The organism is Mesorhizobium sangaii (assembly GCF_014207355.1).
GTDB lineage: Bacteria > Pseudomonadota > Alphaproteobacteria > Rhizobiales > Rhizobiaceae > Mesorhizobium > Mesorhizobium sangaii.
This window is the reverse complement of the sequence record NZ_JACHEF010000006.1, coordinates 431,521-456,281: the sequence shown is the minus strand read 5'-3', so window position 1 is coordinate 456,281 and position 24,761 is coordinate 431,521. Positions and strand designations below refer to the sequence as shown.

The window sequence follows — 24,761 nt, the reverse complement described above, 5'->3', positions numbered from 1 at the left end:
ATACGGTATTAGCTCCAGTTTCCCGGAGTTGTTCCGTAGAGATGGGTAGATTCCCACGCGTTACTCACCCGTCTGCCGCTCCTCTTGCGAGGCGCTCGACTTGCATGTGTTAAGCCTGCCGCCAGCGTTCGTTCTGAGCCAGGATCAAACTCTCAAGTTTTGAAACTTTGATTGGCTTTTATCTGGTCACGCTTTGAATTGACGAGAACATTCACACCTAGACACTCGCGTGTCTTGGTAGACTTTATTCTCTCAAAACGTGTCCGCCAAAGTCTCGTTCGAACAACCTATCCCTGGCGGGATAAGAGGTTCAGCAGGACTCTGCCGCCCACGTTTCTCTTTCTTCAATATTAAATTTTCAAAGAACAGACACCGCAGACGCAGTGTCGTGGCCCGTTTCGCTTTTGGCTCCGGGGCCGTCCGAGTGTCGCTTACGCGGCTCTCTTGAATCTCACAACGGGCAGGCTTAGAAGCAAACTTCTTCGTCGCCAGCGGCGTGCCGCCCTCGTTGGTGAGGCGTATATAGTCGCCACCATCAACAAGTGTCAACAGCCATCTCAAAGTTTTTGAACTTTTTGCGACAGAAATCTCGGGCCCTGCCTGTTGATAGCCGACTGCCCTTGGGGAACCGCGACAACACCGGGTAGGCGACCACGAAGGAGCCCTATTGCCGCCGCATTGCCGTTCGACACCAAAGCCAACGAAAGCGGCACTGCGCCGACGGCGCAGCGCCTCTTTCAAGAGCCTCATATAGGGGTGCGCGATGAGCCTTGCAGAGAAGGTGAACCGCCCCTCTTTACAGAGCGCCCTATACAAGAGAAGTGCGCGAGGGGAATTCGGCCGGGGCGTGGGCTTCGTTGACTTCACCGGCCATGACAGGCAAATGTCACGGCCACAACAAAAGCGACAAGCCGTTCCGCCCCGGGGAAGAAGCAGCCTTTCTGGATGCCAGACACGGAAGATGTCATAGCCGAACTCGGCAACGAGCCGCCGCTTATCGCGGACGGCCGCAGCGGCCCGCCCGACCGGCGCGAGGTTTCCGCACGCTGGCTGTCAGGCACCTTCCTCACCGGCGTGACCTCGAGCGTGCTGATGGGCGTGGCACTGTTCGCTGCCCTTGACGGACGTCAGCAGTTGGCGACGCCACCCGAGATTGCGGAACTGATCAATCTTGCCGGCAATGGCGATTCCGGCGAGGTGGCCAAGACGACAAGGCTGGTGGCGCCGCGTCAGATCGCCAAGGCCAAGGACCGCCGTCGGATGGAAGTGTCGATGGTGACCAAGGTCGGCGACCGTGATGTCATCCACACCATGCCTTTCGTGCAGATCAAGATGGCGCTTGCCGCCGGCCACACCACCAGCCGCCCCTACCCGCCTTTCGACCCGATGCAGGTGTTCGGCAACGACGGCGACGACAGTGCTGCGCAGCCGGCGACAGCCTCGGCCGCTTCCGGCCAGATCTACGGCGCCAAGGTCGAAAGCGAGATGAGCCTGAAGACCGTCGATTTCCCGATCGAGACGGCTGCCTTCGACGAAAAGAGCGACCTCTCCGCCGACGAGGTGGAAAAGGTGGTGCGCGAAGCCGGCACAGACCTCAGCGATGGCGCCGTGCAGGTCGCGTCACTCCATTATGTCGACCCGCAGCGATTCGGCGACGCCTTTGCCGAGAGCATGGCCGGCTCCTATGACGTCAAGATCGTGCCGGAGAACGTCTCGGTGGCGCCACGCGCCGCCGCCGACGATCAGGCGCCGGCTTTCGCCGAGGAAATCATTCCCTTCACCAAGGATCTCGACATTACCGAGGCCTTTGCCGATTCGGGCTATACGGGAGAAGACGCCACCGGCATGGCCGAAGCGATCGCCAAGCTGTTGAACGCGACGGCGCTCAAGGCCGGAACCGTGCTGCGTGTCGGTCTCGAGGTGCATGGCGACGCCGCCAAGGTCGTGCGTACCAGCGTCTACGACCGAACGCAGCACATCGTCACCATCGCGCTCGACGATCGCGGCCAGTATGTGCCGGCGCAGGAGCCGGATCCGAACCCCGAATTGCTGACGGCGTTCGACGACTCACCGCCCGTGGTGGTGCGCGGAAATTTGCCGAACATCTATGACGGCATCTACCGCGCCGCTTATTCCTATGGCATGTCGAAAAAGATGACCCAGCAACTGGTCAAGCTGCTGGCATCCGGCGTCGACTTCCAGTCGCGACTCAATCCGGCGGATCGCCTCGAAGTCTTGTTCTCGCAGCCGGATGGCGACGACCAAGCGTCCGACGAGTCCGAACTGCTTTATGTCTCATCGACCTTCGGCGGGCAGACGCGCAACTTCTACCGGTTTCAGATGCAGGACGGTAGCACGGACTATTTCGACGAGAACGGCAGCAGCGCCGAGCAGTTCCTACTGCGCAACCCACTACCAAACGGGAGATTTACCTCCGGGTTTGGTGCGCGCAGGCATCCTATCCTCGGCTATGTCCGCATGCACACAGGTACGGACTGGGCCGCCCCGATCGGATCGCCGATCATCGCCGCCGGCAATGGCGTCGTCGAGAAGGCGGGTTGGGCCGGCGGCTATGGCAAACAGATCATCATTCGTCATGCCAATGGCTACGAGACGTCCTACAATCACCAGAGCGCCTTTGCCAAAGGCATCGAAGAAGGCGTGCGCGTTCGCCAGGGCCAGGTCATTGGTTATCTCGGCCAGACCGGCCTCTCCACCGGTCCGCATCTCCATTACGAGCTGATCGTCAACGGCACCAAAGTCGATTCGATGCGTGTCCGGCTGCCGGTCGGCAAAGTGCTGAAGGGCGATGATCTCGTCGCCTTCAAGCGCGAACGCGAGCGCATCGACGACCTGCTGAAGCAGGAAGACACTGATTCGCTGAAGGTGGCGAGCGCCAAGATCGACGGCTGATTCGCTGACTTTTCAGCCTTGCTGATTTTCCGCACGCCGTGGCCATGGCAGCCGCTGACCGGAAATGGTCGTCCACGCGATGACTGCCGAGAGCAGGCAAAGCAGCGCCGTCACCGAAGAGACGGCGGAAAACGCCGCGTCGCCGGCGGCGAGCCTCGCTGCATCGACTGCCGGCGCAAGCCCAGCCATCGCCGGTTCGCCAAAGCCTGGCACTCCGGGCATCGCATTCCCATCGAGTGCTTTCGCGTAGACCCAGGCGGCAAGCGAGCCCATCGCTGCCACCGCGATCAGGCCGCCGATGCGCGAGACGGCATTGTTTATGCCTGAGGCAGCACCGGTATCCTTGTCTTCCACCGCCGTCATGATCGCGGTCGACAGTGGCGACACGACCAGCGCCATGCCGAGCCCCATCAGCCCCATCAGCGGAAACGTTCCCGTCCAGAAATTGTGGATGCCGGCATGGGCGAGCAAGGCAAGCCCGGCAAAGGCGAAAGCCACGATAAGGCTGCCGCAGGCGATCGGAAAGCGTGGCCCGATCCGGTCGGACAACTGGCCGACCGGCCTCGACAAAAGTGCCATCGATGCCGACAGCGGCAGGAAGATGAAGCCGACCTCGGCCGTGCTCAGTCCCCAGCCGGCGATCAGCAGCATCGGCAGGTAGAAAAGATTGGCCGACAGCGCGAAATAGAGGAAGAACGTCGCGACATTGGCGCCGGCGAAAGCGCCGATGCGAAACAGCGACAGATCGATCATCGGCTCGCGCTGCCTAAGCTCGAAGGCGATGAAGACAGCCAGCAGTACGGCGCCGGCGGCAATGCTCGGCCCCGACAAATGGCCCTCGCCGCTGGCGCTCATCGAGGTCAGCCCGTAGGCGAGCGCGCCGAAGGCCAATGTCGCGAGCGCGGCACCGCCGAGATCCAGGCTGCGCTTTTCCGCCGGCGCATCGGCTGGAATCTTGGCCAGCAAAAGATAGATCGAGATCAGGCCGAGCGGCAGGTTGATGGCGAAGATCGCCCGCCAGATGCCATCGCCGAAAGCCGACAGCACGAAGCCGCCGAGCACCGGGCCAAGTGCCGTGGTCAGCGCCGAAGCCGCGGCCCAGATGCCGATGGCCCGGCCGCGCTCTTTTTTCGGATAGGCCTTGGCGATGATGGCGAGGCTGCCCGGCACCATGACCGCAGCACCAATGCCCTGCAGCGCCCGAAATGCGATCAGCACCACCGCATTCGGCGCCAGCGCGCAGGCAAGCGAAGCGACAATGAACAGCGCAATTCCTGCCACGAAGGCGCGGCGCAGACCGAATCGATCGCCGGCGGCACCCCCGGCAAGGATCATTGCCGAGAGCGTCAACGCATAGGCGTTGGAAATCCACTGCGCTTGCGCCAGGCTGGCGCCAAGGTTGACGCGGATCGCCGGCATGGCGATGGCCAGGATCGAACCGTCGATGAAGCCGAGCGCCGAGGCCAGGGTCGCCGCGATCAGCACGAATCGCCGTTGCGATGGTGGACAGAACGTGCCGTTCGTGACTGGACTGGTCAGCGGAACGGCGGCGGCTTCGCTTGGTGAATGCATGGAACCTTGCTTAGACCGCAGGCGTGTTGGCAACAACCGGCCAGTGGCTTGCTGTCCTTGAAACCAGCCACATGGCCAGGATTGCCCCTGTCCGGGTGCACATGGCGGCAGTCATGCTAGGTTTCTGGCCAAGTTTCTGGAAAATTGCAGACGGGGAGAAGTCGATGAAGCGGCCACTTGAAGCATCGGCGGAGGGACGCGGCCGTATCGTCGGCATCACCGACGGCGTGTTCGCCATCGCACTCACCCTGATCGTCCTCGAAATCAGGGTGCCGGCGCACGAGGCGATCCATTCGGAGCGCGATCTGCTTGCCGCGATCGCGGCACTGGGGCCACGCTTCCTGACCTACGCCTTGAGCTTCCTGACGCTGACCATCTTCTGGTTCGGCCAGCAGGCGCAGCATGGGCTGATCGCCAAATCCGACCGGCGGCTTGCCACGCTGAACCTCTGCTTTCTCGCCTTCATCGCCCTGCTGCCGTTCTCGACCGATCTTTTGGCCGACTTCCTCGAATTCAGAACCGCGGTGCTGGTCTACTGGCTCAATCTGCTGATGCTCGGCGTCACGCTGTTCGCCAGCTGGCGCTATGCGGAGAAAAGCGGCTTCCTGGCGGAAGGTGTCGATGCGAAAGCCAAGCGAACGGTCTATCTGCGCATCGTCAAGGCGCAGATCCTGTGGGCGATCGGCGCGGCACTGTGCCTGATCACGCCGTTGCTCGGCGTCGGATTTATCCTGGTGGTGCAACTGGTCTATGCCGCAACCCCGGGCGCGAAGTGGGTGCGCAGGATAATTGGCTGAGCGTTCGGGACACCGCTTCAGCTTCAGTCGACGAACTCCACCGTCACGCCCGGCGAGACCAGCTTAGCCAGTTCACGCGCATCCCAGTTGGTCAGGCGGACGCAGCCATGGCTTTCTGTCTTGCCGATCTTCGACGGATCCGGCGTGCCGTGGATACCGTAGGTCGGCTTGTCCAGAGCAATCCACACCGAGCCGACCGGACCGTTCGGACCTGGCGGAATGGTCAGGACCTTGTCGTTCTGGCCCTGCTTGAAGTTGATGCTCGGATTGTAGGTATAGTTCGGATCGAGCGCGACGCGCGATACAGCGTGTATGCCCGAGGGTGACGGCGTGTCCGCCGAGCCGATGGTTGCGGGATAGGCTGCCACCAGCTTGCCGCCCGCATCATAGGCGAAGACTTCTTTCCTGCCCTTGTCGGCGACGATACGGGCAACCGGCGTCGAGACCAGTTTGCCGAAATTGGCGACCTTGATGGTCGTGCCGGGACGATTGAAGTTGGCGTCCGGGTTGAGCGCCTTGAGGTAGTTCTCGTCCATGTGGAAGCGCTCCGCGAGCGCCTCGGTCACCGACGTATAGCCCATGCGGTCGAGCTGCGCCTTCTGGCTATAGTCTTCCGGGATCGAGGCCACATAGGGACCGGCCGCATCCTCCGGGGTAATGGTGTAGTTGGCGAAGGCATCGCCGCCGGACTGCGCAAGAGCTGCCTGGATGCCGACCGCATCGGTCGATCGCAGATTGCTGCCGGTGATCTGGTTGTAGGCGGCGAGCGCCTTGTCGACATTCGAACCGAAACGCCCGTCGATGACGCCAGGCGAAGCGCCACCCCGGTCGAGCAGCACCTGCAGCGCCGCGACATCCTGGCGTGCTCCCAGCGAAAGCGCCGGCTCGACGGTCGTCTTGCCACCGGCCGTTGGCGGAAGTCCCGCCTGATCGGGAGACGCAGGCGGGGCAGGGTCTATCGAGGCCTCGTTCAGCGGCTGGCGTTTGATGGTGCCCGGTTCTGCCGGCTGCTGCGCATCGGGATAATTGTTGTCGTAGCTGCCGTCGTCCTGCGGTGGCGGCGGCGGATAGGCTTCCACGGAATTGTCACTGTCGGGATTGTATTCGTCAGCCGGCGGCGGGATGACCCGGCCTTCTTCTTCCAACTGCTTGCGACGGAACCGCGCCATGTCTTCCGGATTGTCCAGATAGTAGCGGTCATTGTCATCAGGGACGCGGCCTAGCTCGCGCAGCCGTGTCTCGCGGCGTAGCGCGCGCCGGTCGAGCCGCGTCTGCGGCGGCTGGATGGCGATGACCTTGCCGGTATCGGAATCGACGATGACGCGGTTGCCCCTGGCGTCGTAATAGATGTCGAGATTGCCGTCCTGGGCGACAAGGATGTTGCCGTCGTGGGCAGCGCGGGCAATGCGTGGTGCGCTGTCCTGCGTCGGCGCGCCCAGCGCGCCAGAAGATAAAAGCCCGCCGGCGAGTACCGAAAGGGTGAAGATAGTGCGCAGCATGGTGGCCAAACTCTCCGGTCCGTAGTTGCCGCCGCCCGGCAGTGTCCCTGTACGGCGAACCCCTTCGCCAGCAAACCAGTTCACCACCATATGGTTCCAATATGAACCGGGCATGAAGATGGCGGTTTCCCGGCGTCTCGACGAATATCAGCTAGCTTGCGGCAAGTCCCAACTCCTTGCGCGCCTGCTTCGTCAGCTTCAGGGCAACAAGGCGATGGCTCTCGCGCAGATAGTCCTTCAGCGCGTCATCATCCATGCTCTGGCTTGTCTGACGCTGGATCCATTTCATGCCGCGCGAAGCAAGATAGGGTGCCGGCCGCAAGCCCGGCTGCTCCTTGAGCACGTCATAGGCGATGTCGGAACATTTGAAGGTGACGAAGAACTGCTGGCCCTGGTCCCAGCCGCCGATCGCAAAGACCTTGGCCCCGACCTTCCAGACATGGGCGCCGCCCCACTGGACGACATGGTTTGTCGAAGGCAGCGAAGCGCAGAAGCTGTTGTAGTCGTCCAGCGTCATCCGCGCCCCCGCCTTTATGAAAAAGCCGCGCGTCCAGGCTGGACGCGCGGCGTTGGATCAGGCTGCCGCCTCAGCCGCCACAATCGTCGGCTTCGAGCGGAAGTTCAGCCGGTCGGAACCGGCGGTCACCTTGACGGTCGAGCCGTCGAGGATGTCGCCGAGCAGTATCTTCTCTGCCAGCGGGTCCTGCAGTTCCTTCTGCATCACCCGCTTCAGCGGCCGCGCGCCGTAGGCCGGGTCGTAACCCTTGGCCGCCAGCCAGTCGATCGCCTCCTGGTCCAGCGACAGCGTGATCTTGCGATCGGTCAGCAGGCTTTCCAGCCGCTTGAGCTGGATCTCGACGATGCGGCCCATGTCCTGCCGGCGCAGCCGGTGGAACAGGATCACCTCGTCGACGCGGTTGAGGAACTCCGGCCGGAACGAGGCCTTGACGACATTCATCACCTCGTCGCGAACCTGGTCGACATCCTGGTCCTCGCCGAGATTGACGAGATATTCCGCGCCAAGGTTCGACGTCATGATGATCAGCGTGTTGCGGAAGTCGACGGTACGGCCCTGGCCGTCGGTCAGGCGGCCGTCGTCGAGCACCTGCAGCAGCACGTTGAACACGTCCGGATGCGCCTTCTCGATCTCGTCGAACAGCACGACCTGATAGGGCCTGCGCCGCACCGCTTCGGTCAGAGCACCGCCCTCCTCGTAGCCGACGTAGCCGGGAGGTGCGCCGATCAGCCGGGCGACCGAGTGCTTCTCCATGAACTCCGACATGTCGATGCGCACCATGGCGCTCTCGTCGTCGAACAGGAAACTGGCAAGCGCCTTGGTCAGTTCGGTCTTGCCGACGCCCGTCGGTCCGAGGAACATGAACGAGCCGATCGGCCGGTTCGGATCCTGCAGGCCCGCGCGGGCGCGCCGCACCGCCTTCGAGACAGCTTGCACCGCCTCGCCCTGGCCGACGACGCGCTTGCCGATCTCGTCTTCCATGCGCAACAGCTTGTCGCGCTCGCCCTGCAGCATCTTGTCGACCGGAATCCCGGTCCAGCGCGAGACGATATGGGCGACGTGGTCGGGGGTGACCACCTCTTCCACCATGCCGACCTTGCCGTCCTGGGCTTCGGCTTCCTTCAGCTTCTTTTCCAGTTCCGGGATCTTGCCATAGGCAAGTTCGCCGGCGCGCTGGAATTCACCCTTGCGCTGGGCAATGGCAAGCTCGTTGCGCGCCTCGTCGAGCTGCTTCTTCAGATCGGCGGCAAGCCCGAGCTTCTGCTTCTCGGCCTGCCACTTGGTGGTGATCTCGGTCGATTCCTCCTCGAGCCCGGCGAGTTCCTTTTCCAGGCGGGCGAGCCGATCCTTCGAGGCATCGTCAGTCTCGACCTTCAGCGCCTCGCGCTCGATCTTGAGCTGCATGATGCGGCGATCGATCTCGTCGAGTGCCTCGGGCTTGGAATCGACCTGCATGCGCAGCCGCGAGGCGGCTTCGTCGACGAGGTCGATTGCCTTGTCCGGCAGGAAGCGGTCGGCGATGTAGCGGTTGGACAGCGTCGCCGCCGCAACCAGCGCCGAATCCGAGATGCGCACCTTGTGGTGCTGTTCGTATTTTTCCTTCAGGCCGCGCAGGATCGAGACGGTGTCTTCCACAGTCGGCTCATCGACGAACACCGGCTGGAAGCGGCGGGCAAGAGCCGCATCCTTCTCGACATGCTTGCGATATTCATCGAGCGTGGTGGCGCCGACGCAGTGCAATTCACCGCGCGCCAATGCCGGCTTCAACAGGTTCGACGCATCCATGGCGCCATCCGCCTTGCCGGCGCCGACCAGCGTGTGCATCTCGTCGATGAACAGGATGATGTTGCCGTCGGCCGAGGTGACTTCGGAGAGCACGGCCTTCAGCCGCTCCTCGAACTCGCCGCGGTATTTGGCGCCGGCAATCAGCGCGCCCATGTCGAGCGCCATCAATTGCTTGTCCTTCAACGATTCCGGTACGTCGCCATTGACGATGCGCAGCGCCAGGCCTTCGGCGATCGCCGTCTTGCCGACGCCCGGCTCGCCGATCAGCACCGGATTGTTCTTGGTACGGCGCGACAGCACCTGGATGGTGCGGCGGATCTCGTCGTCACGGCCGATGACCGGATCGAGCTTGCCGGCGCGGGCATCCGCGGTCAGGTCACGTGCGTATTTCTTCAACGCATCGTAGCTCTGTTCGGCGCTCGCCGAATCGGCGGTGCGACCCTTGCGGACATCGTTGATGACCTGGTTGAGCGCCTGCGCGGTGATCCCGGCCTTGGCCAGGATGTCGGCGGTCTTGGCCGATTTCTCCATGGCGAGCGCCTGCAAGAGCCGCTCGACGGTGACGAAGCTGTCGCCGGCCTTCTTGGCCAGCTCTTCGGCGGTCGAAAACACCTTGGCCAGCGGCTGCGCCAGGTAGAGCTGGCCGTTGCCGCCTTCGACCTTGGGCATCGCTTCGAGCGCCGTTTCGACGCCAAGCTTGACATCGCGGACGTTGCCGCCGGCGCGTTCGATCAGCGACGCGGCTAGGCCCTCGTCGTCGTCGACGAGCACCTTCAGGATGTGTTCGGGTGTGAACTGCTGGTGGTTGCGGGAGAGCGCCATGGTCTGCGCGGACTGGATGAAGCCGCGCACGCGCTCCGAGTATTTCTCAAGGTTCATATCTGTCTCCTTCCATCACCGGCCCGCTTTGCGGCACCGGATCCGATTGCGGTGACGGACCCGCCCATTCGAGCCGGGTCCAGTTTGAGGCTGATATGGTGCATAGGCCATGCTGTCTCAAGACGCCTTGATGTCGGTCAACGCACAATATTCCATCGCGGCACAAAACGAAAACGGCGGAGATTTCTCTCCGCCGTCCGATATCCTGAAATGTCGTTCGATCAGTTGTCGATGTCGACTTTGACCGGTTCGGCATTGCCGCCGTCGGCCGGGGCCACAGCCACCTCGCCGGCATCAGCCCCGGAATTGGCATTGTCGCTGCCGCCGTCGACCTGATCGGCACTGACGCGCGGGCGGCGCGGACGCCTCGGGCGACGGACAGCACCGCTTTCGGCGGCCGCCTCGTTGAGTTCGGCCTGGGCGGCAAGACCTGCCGGCGACAGGTTCTCGAACAGCGGAACCGGCTCGGCTGTCACAACGGATTCTGTGGATTCGGTCGGCGAAGCGGTTTCGGCCTGGATCGGGGCCTCGTTGCGCTGGGGCTGGCCGCCCTGCTCGGCGGACGAACCATAATCACGCTGGCCATTCTGGCCGTAGCCGCCGTTGGGGCGACGATCGCGATGGCGCCCACCATTGTTGTCGCGGCCGCCATTGTTGCGCCCGCTATTGCCATCCCGATTGTCGCGGCCGTTTTCCCGGTTGAGCGCGACCTCGGCCGGCATGCCTTCGATGACCGGCTGCGGCCCGGCACCATGGTTGATCACCGGCACCTGGGCTTCGGAACCAGTGTTGCCGCTGTTGCCGGCATTGTCGAACTCGTCGCGATCCTCGTCGCCCTCATCGTCGAAATCATCGCGATTCTGTTGCGTGTTCTGGATCGGCATCTGTGCCTGCGCGGCTGCGATGATGCGATTGTAGTGCTCGGCGTGCTGGAGATAGTTCTCCGCCATGACCCGGTCGCCGGAGCTGTGCGCATCACGGGCCAAGGTGGCGTATTTTTCGGCGATCTGCTGAGCCGAACCGCGGATCTTCACGTCCGGGCCGTTGCTCTCGTAGTTGCGCGTCAGGGGATTTGGTCCCTTGCGGTTGTTGTTGTTATTGTTGTTATTGCCGCCGCCGCCGCCATTGTTGTTGCGACCGCGCATGCGCCTGTTCTGCTGTTGTGGCCTCATGAAACTCTCTTCATTTTGAAATTTTCGAAAACTCTTCACGAACGGAGGCGCTCATGCAGCCAGCCGCTTCGTTTCTTCACCGGCGTTCGCCCGCATCAATTGCGTTGGCGCCACGTGCCATCCTGTTCCGGTTACATCACTTGCCGGACGATTCCCGCACGAAGCTTGGGCATCGTTTTGCGCAAGAAGGCAGCTATTTCCAAGGAAAACCGAATCGCTAAGAGCACTGCCTGCTTCGTCTCATCCGGTTAAGGCGACCCTAGCCGCATTCCCCGGCATTGCCAAGCGCTTTTTTTTGCACTGCGTCAAGGCTTTGTCCTTTTAAAGACAAGAACCCTGTCGTTTCCACCAAGGTCCTGAAATGCACCGCCCGGCAGGTAGCCGGCTGCGACGAATATCTCCAAGACCTCGTTGTGCTGCGTGTGGCCGATCTCGACCGCAATCCTGCTTTCAGCTTCCAAAAACCTTGCCGCTTCCGCGGCGATGATCCTGTAGGGGCTCAGACCGTCCGCGCCACCATCCAAGGCCAGGCGCGGATCGAAATTGCGGACTTCGTCCTGCAGATTTCCAATGTCTTCAGAAGGTATATAGGGAGGGTTTGCGGCAATTACATGGTACCGGCCAGAAACTTTTTCGAACCAGTCCGACTGGAGGGCCGTGAACCGACCTGCAAGGCCGAGTTGCCGGGCATTGTGGGTCGCCGTTGCCAGCGCGCCCGCGGACATGTCGATGCCGGTTGCGATCGCGGCCGGCACTGCGCTAAGCAGCGCCAGCGCAATGGCGCCGGTGCCGGTGCCAAGATCGAGGATGCGGCATTCGCCTTGCCGCTCTGCCACTGCCTTGACGAAAGGCAGCATCGCCTCGACCAGCGTTTCGGTATCCGGCCGCGGCTCCAGCGTTTCCGGCGACAACGAAAGGCGCAAACCATAAAACTCGCGATAGCCGAGGATGCGATGCACCGGCTCGCCGCCGACGCGCCGTCTCAAGGCATCAGCAATTGCCGCAATGGCGCTTCCGTCGATCTTGCGGTTGGGATCGGCAATCGCCTGCGTGCGCGTCGTGCCGGAAAAATGTTCGACGATCAGCCTTGCATCGAGCGCCGGATCATCGACAGCGGCAAGCCGAGCCTGCGCCTGCCGCAGCAGCGGCCCCAGCGCCTCGGGCAGTCGATCAGCCATCGATGCCGATGTCGGCAAGCAGCTTCGACTGGTGATCGGCGATCAGCGCGTCGATCACTTCGTCGAGTTCGCCCATCATCACGCGGTCGAGCTTGTAGAGCGTCAGGTTGATGCGGTGGTCGGTGACGCGGCCTTGCGGGAAATTATAGGTACGGATGCGCTCGGAGCGGTCGCCGGAGCCGACTTGAGACTTGCGTGATTCGGAGCGTTCCTCATCCGCCTTGCTGCGCTCCAGGTCATAGAGGCGAGCGCGCAGGATCTGCATGGCCTTCGCCCTATTCTGATGCTGCGACTTTTCCGCCTGCACCACCATGATGCCGGTCGGCAGATGGGTGATGCGGACAGCCGAATCGGTGGTGTTGACGTGCTGGCCACCCGAGCCCGAGGCGCGCATGGTGTCGATGCGGATGTCCTCGGCCCTGATGTCGATGTCGACCTCTTCGGCTTCCGGCAGCACCGCGACCGTGGCGGCCGAAGTGTGGATGCGCCCGCTCGCCTCCGTCGCCGGCACGCGCTGCACGCGGTGCACGCCGGATTCGAACTTCAGATGCGCAAAGACGCCCTTGCCGGAGATCGTGGCGATGATCTCCTTGTAGCCGCCTGCATCGCCATCGCTGGCCGACACCGTCTCGAAACGCCAGCCGCGTTCGGCAGCATAGCGCTCATACATGCGAAACAGGTCGCCGGCGAAAAGGGCGGCCTCGTCGCCGCCGGTGCCGGCGCGGATTTCGAGAATTGCGTTCTTGTCGTCGGCTGCATCCTTGGGCAGCAGCAGGATCTGGATGTCCTTCTGCAGCGCCTCGATGCGCTCCTCGACCTCCGGCAGGTCGGCCTCCGCCAAAGCCCGCATTTCGGCATCGGTACCCTTGTCGGCAAGCATGGCCTCAAGATCGGCCTGCTCATGCTCGGCCGAGCGCAGTGCCCTGACCTTGGCCACCATGTCCTGGATCTCGGCGTATTCCGACGCCATCCGCACATAGGCATCCGGCGCCGGGCCAGCCGACATCTGCGCTTCGAGCATCTCGAAACGCTTGACGACTTGATCCATACGATCGCGTGGCAAATTGACCATGATGTGGGGCTACAATGGGATCGAACGGTCGTCGGCAAAGGCCTGCAGCAGCGCCCGCATCGGCAGCCCCTGCGCCGGCGCCATCAGATTGTCGTTGAAGAACGCCTCCAACTCATCCAGCGGCAGCTCCGTCAGCATCGCCTTGACCGGGCCGATCGAGGCCGGCGACATCGAGATCGAGCGGAAGCCAAGACCGATCAGCGCCATTGCCGAGATCGGCTTGCCAGCGAGTTCGCCGCACAGTGTTACCGGCGTGTGGTTGCGGATGCCGGCATCGGCGATCTGCTTCAGGACGCGCAGGAACGGCGCCGACAGCGTATCGAACCGGTTGGCCAATTGCGTGTTGCCGCGGTCGACGGCCATGACGAACTGGAACAGATCGTTCGAACCGACCGAGACGAAGTCGACCGCCTTCATCAATTCGTCGAGCTGAAACAGAAGCGACGGCACTTCCAGCATCGCGCCCAGCTTGAGGCTGGTCGGCAGATGATGGGCAAAGCGCGACAGATGCCTGACCTCGCGGTCGATGATCTCGCGCGCCTGGGCGATCTCGCCAAGCTCGGTCACCATCGGCAGCATCAGCTTCAATTCTCGTCCGCCACTGGCCTTGAGCAGAGCGCGGATCTGGGTGCGCAGCAGGCCCGGCCGGTCGAGCGTCAGGCGGATCGCCCGCCATCCGAGCGCCGGGTTCTCCTCCTGGATCGCACCCTTGAAATAGGGCAGCACCTTGTCGCCGCCAATATCGATGGTGCGGAAGGTCACCGGCTTGCCGCGCGCCGCTTCGAGCACGTCGCGGTAAAGCTTTTCCTGGGCCTCGGCGCGGGGAAATGTCGAGGCGACCATGAACTGCAATTCGGTGCGGAACAGGCCGATGCCGGCCGCACCCGCCTCGGCAAGCTGTGGCAGGTCGACGGCAAGACCGGCATTCATCAACAAATCGACCTGGACACCATCCCTGGTCGTCGACGGCTTCTTGCGCAGCTCGCGATAGACCTCTTGCCGGCGCGCCCGGAAACGCACCTTTTCGGCATAGGCGGCTTCGAGGTCGGGCTGCGGCCGCAAATGGATCACGCCCTCTTCGCCGTCGACGATGATGGCATCGCCGTTTTCCGCCATGGAAACGGCGCCCTTCATCTGGCCGGCGACAGGGATGCCCATGGCGCGCGCGACGATGACGACGTGGCTGGTGGCAGCACCATCCTCGAGCACCAGCCCGCGCATCTTGTCGCGGGGATAGTCGAGCAGCTCGGCGGCACCCATCGAGCGGGCGACGATGATGGCGTCCTTCGGCAGCGACGCCGCGACATCTTCCGGCCCGCGCCCCATCAGCTGGCGCAGCAGCCGGTTGGCGAGGTCGTCGAAATCGCTCATCCGCTCGCGCAGATAGGGGTCGGTCATGTGCAGCATGCGGGCGCGCATGTCGCTCTGCACCTTTTCCACCGCTGCTTCCGCGGTCAGGCCGTTGCGAATCGCCTCTTCCAGCCGGCGCACCCAGCCGCGGTCGTTGGCGAACATGCGATAGGCTTCCAGGACCTGGCGATGCTCGCCCTCGAAGGCGACGTCGCGACGTTCCAGCATGTCGTCGATGGAGAGCCGGAGCGAGCCGAGCGAGGTCTCGAGCCGGCGGACCTCTTCCTCGCTGTCCTCGTTGAACAAATTGGTGACGACGATGCGCGGCTCGTGCAGCACGACATGGCCAAGCCCGACGCCGTCGTTGAAGGACAGGCCGGTGAAACTGACCGGACGGCGCAGGTCGAGTTCGAGGCCGGGCCGGGTCAGCCGCGCCAGATCGCCGGTGGCGATCATCTCGGCGATCACCATCGCCGTGGTTTCCAGCGCCTCGACCTCGTCGTCGCGGTAGTGGCGCATCGTCTTGTTCTGCACCACCAGCACGCCCAGCGTGCGCCCTGCCCGTAGCACCGGCACGCCAAGGAAGGAGTTGTAGATCTCTTCCCCGGTCTCCGGCAGGTAGGCAAAGGCCGGGTGTTCCTGGGCGTTGGAAAGGTTGAGCGGCCGCGCGCTGGCCGCGATCGTGCCGACCAGGCCTTGCCCCAGCCGCAGCTGCGCCAGGTGGACGGCGTTCGGGTTCAAACCTTCGGTGGCGTAGAGTTCGAGCACCGAATCGGCGCGCAGCACGTAGAGCGAGCAGACCTCGGCGACCATGTTGGAGGCGATGTCGCGCACGATCCGGTCAAGCCGCTCCTGCGGCTCCAGCGGCTCCTGCATGAGCTCGCGGAGCCGTTTCAGCAAAACGCGCGGGCCACTGGCCTGATCACGCATCGCGGCTTCTTCTCCAATGGGCATTATGCCCGCCGCAGTTTCCACTGCGACCGGCGCACACGCAACAACTCAAATCGTTCTCGCTACTGCTTATCCAGACCGTAGACGGAATGCAAAGTACGAACCGCAAGTTCGGTGTACGGACCGTCGATCAGTATCGAAATCTTGATCTCGGAGGTCGTGATGGCGCGGATGTTGATCGAACGGTCGGCCAGCGCCTTGAAAGCTGTGGCGGCGACGCCGGCATGGCTCCTCATGCCGATGCCGATGACCGAAACCTTCGACATGCCGGCTTCCGATTGCACGACATCGTAGCCGATCGAGGCTTTCAGGCGCTCGAGCACGGCCAGCGCCTTGTCGACATCGCCCGACGGCACGGTGAAGGTCATGTCGGTGAACTTGCCGTCCTCGGAAATGTTCTGGACGATCATGTCGACATTGATGTTGGCCTCGGCCAGCGGCCCGAAGATGCCGGCGGCGACGCCCGGCCGGTCGCCGACACGGCGCAGCGAAATCTGCGCTTCGTCCTTGGCATAGGCAATTCCGGTGACGACCTGCTGTTCCACGATCTCTTCCTCGTCGCAAATGAGCGTTCCGGGCGGATTGAGCAAATCCCCCATTCCGGGCGCATCGGGATCGTCGAAGGACGACCGCACGAAGGTACGCACCCTGTGCACCATGGCAAGCTCGACCGAACGCACCTGCAGAACCTTGGCGCCAAGCGAGGCCATTTCAAGCATTTCCTCGAACGAAATCTTGGCCAGCCGCCGCGCCTTCGGCTCGATGCGTGGATCGGTGGTGTAGACCCCGTCGACGTCGGTGTAGATGTCACAACGATCGGCCTTGACCGCCGCAGCGATCGCCACCGCGCTGGTGTCGGAACCGCCGCGGCCAAGCGTGGCGATGCGATTGTCCGGGCCGATGCCCTGGAAGCCGGCGACCACCGCCACCTGGCCCTCGCCGAAACGCTTGATCAGGAAGGCGCCGTCGATGTCGAGGATGCGCGCCGCGCCGTGCGCATTGTCGGTCTTGATCGGGATCTGCCAGCCCTGCCAGGAACGGGCGTGCACGCCCATGTTCTGCAAGGTGATTGCCAGAAGGCCGGCGGTGACCTGTTCGCCGGAAGCGACGACTGCGTCATATTCGCGTGCGTCGTGCATCGGCGAGGCTTCGCGCGTCCATTGGACCAGTTCATTGGTCTTGCCGGCCATCGCCGAGACGACCACCGCCACCTCATGGCCGGCGTCGACCTCGCGTTTGACGTGACGCGCCACATTGCGGATGCGGGCGATGTCGGCGACGGAGGTTCCGCCGAATTTCATCACGATGCGCGCCATGGAAGCGAAATGCCTTTGCCTGATACCGGACCCAGCCCAAAAGCGGAATCCCGAAAAGCGGAAGGCCGGCTGGTGCCGGCCGCTGAATTCGCGGCCTCCTTAGCCAAATGATGAAGCTTTCGCAAGGCTGGCGGCGGATTGCCGACTTCAAGAACACGGCATATTGCGTTCCGGTCCGCCGCCGCTTACGAAATGCTGCCCGCGGGAAATTCCTTTTGATCCGGCATAACAGATGATTGCTCGTCTTCGACGCGCCACCCGATGGCAATCGCTCCCGCTTTTCATCGGCTTCGCGATGCTGGCGCTGATCGTCGGCACGCGCGCCGTGCTGGTCGAGAGCCAGCGGGCCAATCGTGCCGCCGCGCGTGAGACAATCGAATATCAGGAACTGCTTTCCGGGCTGCTTTCACTGGCGCAGGATGCCGAGAGCGGCCAGCGCGGCTATCTGCTGACCGGCGAGAAATCCTACCTCGAACCTTATCGGAAGGCGGTCGAGGCAATCCCGGGGCAACTCGCCCGCATCGACACGATGACAGCCTCGGACGACCAACTCGCCCTGCAGGTCAGTCACATCAAGGACGCGCTTGCGCAAAAGCAGGCGGAGCTGTCCGAAACGATCGCCCTCTACGACAAGGGTGACGCGGCGAAGGCGCTGGAGATGGTCCGCAGCGGCCAGGGCAAGGCCGCCATGGACGATATCCGGGCTAGCATGGATACGATCCGTCGCATCGGCGCCGCCGCCGTCGCCGAGCGTGACGAGCACACGGACCAGGTCGAGACCTGGCTGCGCATCGGCTCGCTGGCGGCACTGCTGGCGATCTTTCTGCTCGGCACTTACACCATCCGCGAATCCCGACGCCGCTTCCGCGAGGTGGCCGCCGCCCAGGATGAGCTGACGCGCAAGAACATCGCGCTCGGCAATGAGATCCAGACACGCGAAAAGGCCGAATCCCAGATCCGCCAAATGCAGAAGATGGAGGCGGTCGGGCAGTTGACGGGCGGTATCGCCCACGACTTCAACAATATGCTGGCGGTGATCATCAGCGCCATGAACCTCGCTCAGCGCAAGCTGGAGCGCGGCGAGCACGACATCGCAAAATTCATCGAAGCAGCGATCGACGCGGCAAACCGGGCGGCAAATCTGACGGCCAGGCTGCTCGCCTTCTCGCGCCAGCAGCCGCTGGCGCCGCAGATCGTCGATACCAACCGGCTGCTGACTGGAATGTCCGATCTGCTTCGGCGGGCGCTGGGCGAAACCATCCGCATCGAAACCGTGCTGGCGGGAGGCTTGTGGAAGACCCATGCCGACCCGAGCCAGATCGAGAACGCCATTCTCAACCTTGCCGTCAATGCGCGCGACGCGATGGGCGACGACGGCAAGCTGACCATCGAGACCGCCAACAGCCACCTCGACGACAGCTATGCAGCCACTCATGCCGAGGTCAAAGCCGGCCAGTATGTGATGATCGCCGTCAGCGACACCGGTGAGGGCATGGCGCCCGACACCATGGCCAAGGCCTTCGAGCCCTTTTTCACCACCAAGCCGGTCAACAAGGGCACGGGCCTGGGGCTGAGCCAAGTGTACGGCTTCGTCAAACAGTCCGGCGGCCACGTCAAGATCTATTCCGAGCCCGGCGAAGGCACGACGATCAAGATCTATTTGCCGCGATTCTTCGGACAGGAGGAGGTTGCCTTCCCCACGGGGCGGGGCGACAACCCCACGGCTCCGGTCACCGAAACCATCCTTGTCGTCGAGGACGATGCACGCGTGCGTGCTTCAACCACGGATGCCCTACGCGAACTCGGCTATACCGTCATCCATGTCGGCAGCGGCCAGGAAGCTCTGCAGGCGCTGGCCGAAAACCCCGGCATCGCCCTGCTGTTCACCGATATCGTCATGCCGGTGATGAACGGGCGCAAGCTTGCGGAAGAGGCGGTCGCCCGCATGCCGCAACTGAAGGTGATCTTTACCACCGGCTTCACCAGGAACGCCGTGGTCCACAATGGCGTGCTCGACCACGACGTGCACTTCCTGGCCAAGCCGTTCACCATCGAGCAGCTGGCGGCGAAACTGCGCAACGTGCTGGACACGAAGCAGCCCGGTCTGGAATGATCCTGTCGTGATCGACAACCGCGACCTGCCCGGATGGAACCGCGTTTCTGGCTGGACGCGACAGCGGGACGTCGGACCTCAAGCAAGGGTTTTGCTGGCCTTGGCCTGGTGACGGTCGGCATGGGCCTTGCCCAGCCCGACCACGACGCGGTCACGCCCGTCTGCCTTGGCCTGATAGAGCGCGCGGTCCGCAGCGTTGACGATCTCCGCCCAGGAGGCGCCAAGCTCCGGAAAGGCAGCCACCCCGAATGACGCCGTGATGGTGCCAAGCGTGCGGCCGCGATGAGCGAGGTGAAGCTGCTTGATCGCTTTTCGCAGCGCCTCGGCGCGCTCGGCACCGTCCGCCAGCGACGTCCCCGGCATCATCAGGGCGAATTCCTCGCCACCGTAGCGTGACACCACGTCGCTTTCCCTGGCGTGGTCGAGCAGCGTGGCGGCGACCTGCTTGAGGACGAGATCGCCGGCTTCATGGCCGAACGTGTCGTTGAACTGCTTGAAATGATCGACATCGAGCATGATCATCGCCAGGGGCTGTTCGGCACGCTCCATGCGCCTCAATTCGCGACTGCTTGTTTCCTCGAGATAGCGGCGGTTGTAGAGCCCGGTGTTGGGATCACGGATCGATTGTTGCCGCAGCGTTTCGCGCAGGCGCAAATTGGCCAGCGCCAGCGCCAGCGTATCGACGACGCCGCGCAGGATCTGATGCCGCTCGGCCAGCCAATCCGGCTTGTCGGCGGCGTCTGGTTCGCACAGATGCACGATGCCAAGCGTCTCTCCCTGTGCTGCCAGGGGCATGCAGACATAACCGCGGCCGCCATTCTCGGTGATGTGGTTGCAGCGCGGCGTCAGCATGCCGGGGCCGGCAACATGCTCCTGGCCGCGCCGCAGCGCCCAGCAATCTTCCGGCGCAAATTGGCCAACGCTCGAACGGACCGCGCCCCAATGCGCCATCTCCTCGACCAGATTGCGCGAGGCGCTGGTCAGATGAACGGTTCCGCTCAATCCGCCAAAGAAGTCGGGCATGGCCGAGCCGACGACGGAAAACGCCTCCTGGAAGGTGACGCAAGCCTGAAGCAACTCGCCGAGTTTGACCAGGCGGGTAGTCGCCTGGGACGTCTCCTTCAGTTCGCGGTTCAGCGTCGACAGTTCCTCGGCGCGATCGCTGACCGCCCGCTCGGCGCTGCGCAACTCGCCGATGTCGCTCAACGTCAGCACGATGCCGCCATCGGAGCGATTGAGCGGATTGCAGCTCGCAATCACCGGCAGATACGATCCATCAGGCTTTGCCAGCCGCACCTCGGCCTGATGCCGGCGACCCGTGGTCAGCGCCAGTTCGATCGGGGATGCGCCCTGCGCCAGCCTGTTTCCCGACAATCCCCTTATGTCGAGGACCGACGGCCAGTCCTGGCCCTCGATCTTGTCGTTGCGCAAGCCGATGATATCGGCGGCTGCCGGATTGACGGAGACCATCCGGCCCCTGCCGTCGATAACGGCAATGCCCTCGGCGACGGTACGGACGATATCCTCGATATAGGCCTTCTGTTCGACGAGCTGCCCACGCGAGGCTTCGAGCTCGGACGCCATGCGGTCGAACCCTTGCGCCAACAGGCCGAACTCGTCGTTGGAGGTACGGCCGATCCGCGCCCCGGCGTCGCCACGCGCCAGCGATTCGATGCCGCGGTTGAGGCCGGAAAGGCCAGCGCCAAAGCCGCGCAGCAAAAGGAAAGCCGAGATCGCCGATATCAGGACGGCGGCCGCGGTGCTCAGGCCGACAAGCCAGAGCATGTTGTTGGTGCGCTGTTGGGCGGCGCGCAGCAGCGGCGTGTACTCGAACAGGACCGCGCCGACGATCTTGCCCGGGGCATCCTTGATCGGTACCGCGACCAGGTTGATTGCTTCTGACACGTCGGCGCTGCTTTCGACGAAGTCGCGCGGCTCGCCGTCATCGAGCGTGCGGCCGACTTCGTTGCCGCCATCATGATCGAACGCGGTTCCGATATTTTGTTCTTCACCCGGAACGTCGGCCAGGATGATCTTGCCGCGATCGACCACGACGAGGTCGCGTTTCGAGCCACTGTGCTGCGAGGTCACGAATTCACGCAGCGCCTCGGGTCTCTCGAACAACGGACGTGGCGTATCGGTAGCCTTGAAGGCGATCGCCGCCGCCAGTTGCCGTGCAACGCTTGTCGCCTCAGCCAGTGCGGAGGATCTGGTCAGCGACATCTGGGAGACTATTGCAATGCCGCCCACCAGGCCGATCAAGGCCGCTGCGCTCAGCAAAGTAGCAATAATCTGGGTCTTGATCCGCACCAAGCCATCCCATTCTAGGAAAGGCAATCTATATGCCGAATCCCGCTCGTGCTTCAGGAAACCGCCAACCTCGTAAATTTCATGTTAAGGAAGCCGGATCAACCGCCATCTCCAGCAAGATCGCGGCACCGAAGATAGTGGGGTCAGCCTGGCAGTGCGGTGGCTCTCCACAGGCCGGGATAATCGACGACAAAGCCGTGCGGTGACACGTCGAGAACCTCGTCATAGCCGAACACCGGCGCGGCATAGCGAACCGTGTCGAGACGCCGGTAGGTCTGATCGAGGCGCACCAGCTTGAGCTCGGGGAACGTCAGGTAGGCGGCCTGGGCGGACGTCGCCTCCCCGACGCCGAGGTTGAACCGACGGATCGCCAGCAGATTCGATGCCGGCGTGAAACCAAGATCGACGTCGACAAGCCCGGCGACGCCATCTTGGACTTCGCCGTTCAGTATCCACTGGCCGCTGGGCCCCCGTTCGATAGCGTAATGCAGCTTCGACGTACCGGAAAAGCCGTCGATCCGCGCTGATCGAGTGCACCAGCCTGCATCGCAAATCACCTCATAGGCAAGGCAGCATGGCTGGCCGTCCTGGATGAAGATGGCCTGTCCCCTGAGGGTCTGCTCGCCGTCGGCCGGCGAAAGCAGGCAGGCGTCGTGGCCTTCCACGTCCAGCCGGCGCCAAAGGATGGAAGCCGTCATTGGTATCATTGTCCACTCCCCCGACGTCAAAAAGATCCCCTCTCCTTCGCCTGCCTGGCCAATTGTGTTTCACCCGCGCCACCCGGCAACTGACATGCCCTGACAGAATGCATCGCCCTGGCGGCAGAGAAAAATTGTTGCCTTGACATTCGCCGCCCCACGCCCGACTTCCTAGCGCTTGAGGAGACAACCGATGCCAGAGCCCCGACGATCGACGATCGATGCCGGAGAAGTGGAACGCTTTTCCGCTCTTGCCGCCGAATGGTGGAATCCGAACGGCAAGTTTCGCCCGCTGCACAAGTTCAATCCGGTCCGGCTCTCCTATATCCGCGACCAGATAGCAACGCGCTTTGGCCGCGACCCGCGCGCGGCACGGCCTTTCGAGGGCCTGCGCATTCTCGACATCGGCTGCGGCGGCGGGCTTTTGTGCGAGCCGATGGCGCGGCTTGGCGCCGAGGTGGTCGGAGCGGATGCCTCCGAAACGAACATCGAAGTGGCGAAGCTGCACGCGGCCGAGGGCAATGTGAGCGTCGACTACCGCGCCACGACGGCTGAGGATCTGGCCGATGCCGGTGAGAAATTCGACGTCATCCTCAACATGGAAGTCGTCGAGCACGTCGCCGACATCGACCTGTTCGTCGGCAAATGCGGCGAAATGGTTCGGCCCGGCGGCATCATGTTCGTGGCCACCATCAACCGCACCCTGAAGGCGCTCGGCCTGGCCATCATCGGCGCCGAATATGTACTGCGCTGGCTGCCGCGCGGCACCCATCAGTTCGGCAAGCTGGTGCGCCCGGAAGAACTCGAAAAGGCGCTCGGCGGTGCCGGGCTGAGCATCATCGACCGCACCGGCGTCACCTACAATCCGCTCGCCGACCGCTGGGCACGCTCCAAGGACATGGACGTCAACTACATGGTGCTGGCGGAAAAGGGCTCGGTCTGAACCGTCGCCCTTTTCCTGGAATTGCTCTGGGGGGTGTTGATATTCAGGTCAGGCCGAGGCCGGCATGACCTGAATATTAGCACACCTTAGGCGTCGAGCGGCCGGTAGCCGCCCCGCCAGTAGATCAGCGCCTGCCCGGCATCGCGGGTGCGCACCGCCTCGACCGTGCCGATGACGATGGAATGCGTGCCGCGATCGATCATCTCGTCGAGGCTGCAGTCGAAGGCAGCCACCGCGTCGCAAAGCAACGAAGCTCCGGTCTTCAGCGTCATCCATTCGGCGCCCTCGTAGCGGTCCTTGCCCTTGATGCCGCCAAAGCCGGAGAACCGCTCGGCCACGCGCTGATGCTGGGGTCCGAGCGAATTGACGCCGAAATGGCGGTAGCGTTCGATCAGCGGCCAGGTCGACGACGACCGGTTGACGCAGGCGATCACCTTGGGTGGCTCGGCCGACAGCGAGACGACCGAAATGACCACCAGGCCGGAGCGATCCTCGCCGACACCTGCAGTGATGACGCTGACATTGCCGACGATCAGCTGCATCGCGGCTCGAAAATCCGCGACGCCGACAGGAGTTCCCTCCGGAACCTTTGATTCAGTCATGGCTGGCTCCTCGATTTCCCGGAAGCGGAAACGGCTTTTCGGAAAAGACCACGCTCAAACAAGAAGATAAAGCGAATCCAGAGACAAATTCAGGTGAGCCCACTCACGGCAGCCATGGCGGCCGGCGTGATGCAGATGCCTCTCGGCCGAGGCCGATTACGCTTTCTGGCTTTGTGCCTTGGTGGTGATGAAGACGCCGGCCGTGATGATGACCGCGCCAGCCCAGGTCAGCAGCTGATAATGTTCGCCGAGGAAGACCGTGCCGGCAAACAGCCCGACCGCCGCCGCGACATAGCCGATCTGGCTGAGATAGACGGGGCCGCCGACCGACTGCAGCCGGAAGAAGAAGGCGAACATCGCTGAAGCCGACGCGGCCTGCGCGACGACGACCAGCGGCACGCCACCGAGCGGGGCGAAGGCCCCGGCGCCGAACAGAGCGAGAATGCCAACAGACAGCATCGCCGCCGACGCCAGGTGGCTGCCAACGGCAAGCTCAATCGGGCCGGTGCCTTGCGGCCAGTCCACCGTACGGTAGATGTTGCCGGCGGCAAGGCTGACCGGGATGAGCAGGCCCATCACCACCCAGAACAAATCGGCCGGCTGGCCGGCCTCGCCGCGCGTTACCGCCACCATGACCGCGCCGACGAAGCCGACGGCGATGCCGACGATGCCCAGCATGTTGGGACGCCGGACACGCAGCAGGATCGAGAACACGAGCGTGATGACAGGCGACAGCGTGAACATGATTCCGGTGTAACCGGCGCCGAGATGCGGCATGGCCGAGAACATCATGAGGTTCGGGACGGCATAGGACACCGCCGCGGTGACGAAGAAATAGCGCAATTTGTGCGCGGTGAGCCGAATGCGCTGGCCGCGCAGCAGCAAGGCGCACAGCAGCACGCCGCCGGCGCCGAGCGAGATGACGAAGGCCCAGACCATGGCTGGAACACCGGCAGCCGTGGCGATCTTGCCGAACGGCAGCGTCAGGCCGAGCAGGCCACCGGTGATCACCAGCAGGCCGAGCGCCGAATCCCAGAGAAATTTCATCATCGAGCCCCGTCGTGCGCGGCTCTTGGCCGGCATTGCATTTTGAG

Annotated in this window: 17 protein-coding genes and 1 rRNA gene; 4 read left to right on the top strand and 14 right to left on the bottom strand. The window is 63.3% G+C overall.

Annotated elements, in window-relative coordinates:
• Window positions 1-160: ribosomal RNA gene (locus tag HNQ71_RS27670) — 16S ribosomal RNA — on the bottom strand; the annotation flags it as partial.
• A 785-nt stretch (window positions 161-945) separates the two neighbouring features.
• Between HNQ71_RS27670 and HNQ71_RS27665 the strand changes: the two genes are divergently transcribed.
• Entirely contained in the window at window positions 946-2,913 is a 1,968-nt protein-coding gene (locus HNQ71_RS27665; protein ID WP_184876331.1) for a M23 family metallopeptidase, read from the top strand.
• Between the two features lie 12 nt (window positions 2,914-2,925).
• On the opposite strand, the gene HNQ71_RS27660 is transcribed toward HNQ71_RS27665, so the two are convergent.
• Window positions 2,926-4,485 carry an MFS transporter gene (locus HNQ71_RS27660; protein WP_184876329.1) on the bottom strand — a complete coding sequence of 520 codons (1,560 nt, stop codon included), beginning with the start codon at window positions 4,483-4,485 and terminating at the stop codon, window positions 2,926-2,928.
• A 164-nt stretch (window positions 4,486-4,649) separates the two neighbouring features.
• Between HNQ71_RS27660 and HNQ71_RS27655 the strand changes: the two genes are divergently transcribed.
• Window positions 4,650-5,282 carry a TMEM175 family protein gene (locus HNQ71_RS27655; protein WP_184876328.1) on the top strand — a complete coding sequence of 211 codons (633 nt, stop codon included), beginning with the start codon at window positions 4,650-4,652 and terminating at the stop codon, window positions 5,280-5,282.
• A gap of 23 nt (window positions 5,283-5,305) precedes the next feature.
• On the opposite strand, the gene HNQ71_RS27650 is transcribed toward HNQ71_RS27655, so the two are convergent.
• From HNQ71_RS27650 to HNQ71_RS27615, 8 genes are all read right to left on the bottom strand, one after another.
• Window positions 5,306-6,781: a L,D-transpeptidase family protein gene (locus HNQ71_RS27650; RefSeq protein WP_184876396.1), complete on the bottom strand. Its 1,476-nt coding sequence runs from the start codon at window positions 6,779-6,781 to the stop codon at window positions 5,306-5,308.
• 151 nt (window positions 6,782-6,932) lie between these two features.
• Entirely contained in the window at window positions 6,933-7,298 is a 366-nt protein-coding gene (locus HNQ71_RS27645) for an MmcQ/YjbR family DNA-binding protein (RefSeq protein WP_184876326.1), read from the bottom strand.
• Between the two features lie 57 nt (window positions 7,299-7,355).
• Window positions 7,356-9,962 (bottom strand): ATP-dependent chaperone ClpB, encoded by a 2,607-nt coding sequence (clpB, locus tag HNQ71_RS27640; protein ID WP_184876324.1) that lies wholly within the window; start codon window positions 9,960-9,962, stop codon window positions 7,356-7,358.
• Window positions 9,963-10,183: 221 nt separating this feature from the next.
• Window positions 10,184-11,134, bottom strand: coding sequence for a DUF4167 domain-containing protein (locus HNQ71_RS27635; RefSeq protein WP_184876322.1), 951 nt, complete (start codon window positions 11,132-11,134; stop codon window positions 10,184-10,186).
• A gap of 305 nt (window positions 11,135-11,439) precedes the next feature.
• On the bottom strand, window positions 11,440-12,312 hold the full coding sequence (gene prmC / locus HNQ71_RS27630; RefSeq protein ID WP_184876320.1) for a peptide chain release factor N(5)-glutamine methyltransferase: 873 nt from the start codon (window positions 12,310-12,312) through the stop codon (window positions 11,440-11,442).
• Window positions 12,305-13,384, bottom strand: a complete 1,080-nt coding sequence (gene prfA, locus HNQ71_RS27625; protein WP_095084818.1) for a peptide chain release factor 1 — start codon at window positions 13,382-13,384, stop codon at window positions 12,305-12,307. The genes prmC and prfA overlap by 8 nt, the downstream gene beginning before the upstream one ends.
• 9 nt (window positions 13,385-13,393) lie before the next feature.
• Entirely contained in the window at window positions 13,394-15,664 is a 2,271-nt protein-coding gene (gene ptsP / locus HNQ71_RS27620) for a phosphoenolpyruvate--protein phosphotransferase (RefSeq protein WP_184876318.1), read from the bottom strand.
• An 83-nt stretch (window positions 15,665-15,747) separates the two neighbouring features.
• A complete protein-coding gene (locus HNQ71_RS27615) occupies window positions 15,748-17,001 on the bottom strand; it encodes an aspartate kinase (protein WP_095084820.1) in 1,254 nt (417 codons plus the stop codon).
• 232 nt (window positions 17,002-17,233) lie between these two features.
• Here HNQ71_RS27615 and HNQ71_RS27610 point away from each other — a divergent pair, with 232 nt between their 5' ends.
• Window positions 17,234-19,114, top strand: coding sequence for a CHASE3 domain-containing protein (locus tag HNQ71_RS27610; protein WP_184876316.1), 1,881 nt, complete (start codon window positions 17,234-17,236; stop codon window positions 19,112-19,114).
• 78 nt (window positions 19,115-19,192) lie between these two features.
• On the opposite strand, the gene HNQ71_RS27605 is transcribed toward HNQ71_RS27610, so the two are convergent.
• Window positions 19,193-21,424, bottom strand: a complete 2,232-nt coding sequence (locus HNQ71_RS27605; RefSeq protein WP_184876314.1) for a diguanylate cyclase — start codon at window positions 21,422-21,424, stop codon at window positions 19,193-19,195.
• A gap of 143 nt (window positions 21,425-21,567) precedes the next feature.
• Window positions 21,568-22,122: a putative glycolipid-binding domain-containing protein gene (locus HNQ71_RS27600; protein WP_246462162.1), complete on the bottom strand. Its 555-nt coding sequence runs from the start codon at window positions 22,120-22,122 to the stop codon at window positions 21,568-21,570.
• Between the two features lie 193 nt (window positions 22,123-22,315).
• On the opposite strand from HNQ71_RS27600, the gene ubiG reads away from it, so the two are divergent.
• Window positions 22,316-23,065, top strand: coding sequence for a bifunctional 2-polyprenyl-6-hydroxyphenol methylase/3-demethylubiquinol 3-O-methyltransferase UbiG (ubiG, locus tag HNQ71_RS27595; protein WP_184876309.1), 750 nt, complete (start codon window positions 22,316-22,318; stop codon window positions 23,063-23,065).
• 86 nt (window positions 23,066-23,151) lie between these two features.
• Here ubiG and HNQ71_RS27590 read toward each other — a convergent pair whose 3' ends face one another.
• Window positions 23,152-23,667, bottom strand: a complete 516-nt coding sequence (locus HNQ71_RS27590; RefSeq protein ID WP_184876307.1) for a flavin reductase family protein — start codon at window positions 23,665-23,667, stop codon at window positions 23,152-23,154.
• Window positions 23,668-23,823: 156 nt separating this feature from the next.
• Window positions 23,824-24,714 carry a DMT family transporter gene (locus HNQ71_RS27585; RefSeq protein WP_184876394.1) on the bottom strand — a complete coding sequence of 297 codons (891 nt, stop codon included), beginning with the start codon at window positions 24,712-24,714 and terminating at the stop codon, window positions 23,824-23,826.
• Between the last annotated feature and the right edge of the window lie 47 nt (window positions 24,715-24,761).